Origin of the sequence: Micropruina sp. (assembly GCF_027492755.1) — a bacterium.
Taxonomy (GTDB): domain Bacteria; phylum Actinomycetota; class Actinomycetes; order Propionibacteriales; family Propionibacteriaceae; genus Micropruina.
The window spans coordinates 1-1980 of record NZ_JAPUED010000024.1; the positions used below are offsets into that span (position 1 = coordinate 1).

Sequence of the window (1980 nt, forward strand, 5' to 3'; positions counted from 1 at the left end):
CACAGCCACCTGGTGTTCGCCGGTGAGCGGGCCGAGGAGTTCGCCGCCCGGATGGCCGGGCAGAAGTACGCCGCGGGAGGGATCCGCAGCACGCTCGCCGCCACCCGGGCCGCCTCGGACGCGGAGTTGTCCGCAAATGTGGCGCGGCTGCTGGACGAGTACGCGAAGCAGGGCACGACCACCGTCGAGATCAAGTCCGGCTACGGGCAGAGTGTGGTAGACGAGCGCCGCAGCCTGGACGTCGCCCGTAGCCAGAGCCCGTTCACCACGTTGCTGGCGGCGCATGTCACACCGCCGGAGTTCGCCGGCCGGGCCGATGACTACGTGGCGATGGTGGTCGACGAGATGATCCCGGCCTGCGCGCCGCTGGCGTCCTGGATCGACGTCTTCTGCGAGCAGGGCGCCTTCGACGCGGACCAGTCCCGGGCGGTGCTGACCGCCGGGCAGGCCGCCGGACTCGGCGTCCGGGTACACGGCAACCAGCTGCACCAAGGGCCGGGCATCCAGCTGGCCGTCGAACTGGGTGCCGCGTCGGTGGATCACGTCTGTCACACCGACGACACCGACATCGAAGCACTTGCAGCCTCGACCACGGTCGCGACCCTGCTACCGGCCGCCGACTTCTCGACCCGCAACAAGTACCCGGACGCCCGCCGGCTCTGGGACGCCGGGGTCACCGTCGCGCTGGGCGCCGACTGCAACCCGGGGACGTCCTACACGACGTCCATGCCGTTCGTGATCGCGCTCGCGGTGCGTGACCTGCACCTCACTCCCGACGAGGCGGTGTGGGCGGCGACTGCCGGCGGAGCGCGAGCGCTGCAACGCGACGACCTCGGCGTGCTACGGCCTGGTGCGACTGCCGACCTCGTCGTGCTGGACGCACCCAGCCACCTGCACCTGGCCTACCGCCCGGGCGTCCCGATGGTGCATGCGGTGCTGAAGGACGGGGTGCTTCGGTGAGCGGCCATCGTGTTCCGATCGACCGGGCTCCGACGCGCTGGTCGGGCCGTGACGACGGCCCGGGCGCCGAGCATGCCCGTTGGCACCACGTCGTCAAACCCCTCCCTAACTACTTCAGCCCTCCCGTCGACGGCAGGGCAGAACTAGTTAGGGAGGGCTTTGGCGGGCCGGCGGTCGTCGGGTTCGCCAGCGACGAGGGCGTGCGCCGGAACGCCGGACGGGTCGGTGCGGCTGAGGGGCCGACGGCGATCCGCGCGGTGCTAGGTGGGCTCGCCGATCCCGGCACTGTGGTGGTCGACCTGGGTGACGTGGTGGTGGACGACGGCGATCTCGAGGCCGGCCAGGCCCGGCTGGCGACGGTGGTCACGGACGTGCTGCACGCGGGCGCGCTGCCAGTGGTGCTGGGCGGCGGTCATGCGGTCGCCTACGGCAGCGGTTCGGGCTGGGTGTCACGGCGCGACGAGACCTGGGGTGTGCTCAACCTGGACGCCCATCTCGACCTGCGGAAGGCCGAGCATGCCACGTCCGGGACGCCGTTCCTGCAACTCGCGGACGACCTGGCGGCGCAGCAGCGTCGACTCCACTACTCGGTGATCGGACTCAGCCGGCCGAGCAATACCCGCACCCTGCTGGACACCGCGGACCGGCTCGGCGTGGCGATCCTGGACGACGTCGACACCGACGCCAGTTCCGCGGTCGCGGCTGCCCAGGCCCTGCTGGCGAAGGTCGATCGGGTGCATCTGACCCTCGATCTCGATGTGCTGCCGGCGTCCGTTGCTCCTGGGGTGAGTGCTCCGGCGGCGTTCGGCGTCCCGGTCGCGGTGGTGCTGGCGGTGCTGCGCACAGTTGCGGCGTCCGGGAAGCTGGGGCTGTTCGAGGTCGCCGAACTGAATCCGCGGTTCGACATCGATGCCCGGACGGCACGTACCGCGGCACGTTGCGTCGATGAGGTCGTCCGTCACTTGGCCTGAGTGATCGCGCGTCCGAAAGTGGAACGAAAAGAACCGTCCCCGCGTACCG

General features: G+C 70.8%; 2 protein-coding genes. Both read left to right on the forward strand.

Translation table 11 applies throughout. The features are described from left to right. Positions 1–960: imidazolonepropionase (hutI, locus tag Q0066_RS01390; protein WP_298129325.1), on the forward strand; the 960-nt coding region annotated here is incomplete at its 5' end. Further along, the gene (gene hutG, locus Q0066_RS01395; RefSeq protein WP_298129327.1) at positions 957–1931 is read left to right on the forward strand and encodes a formimidoylglutamase; all 975 of its coding nucleotides are present in this window, start codon (positions 957–959) and stop codon (positions 1929–1931) included. The genes hutI and hutG, both read left to right, overlap by 4 nt. Positions 1932–1980: the final 49 nt, after the last annotated feature.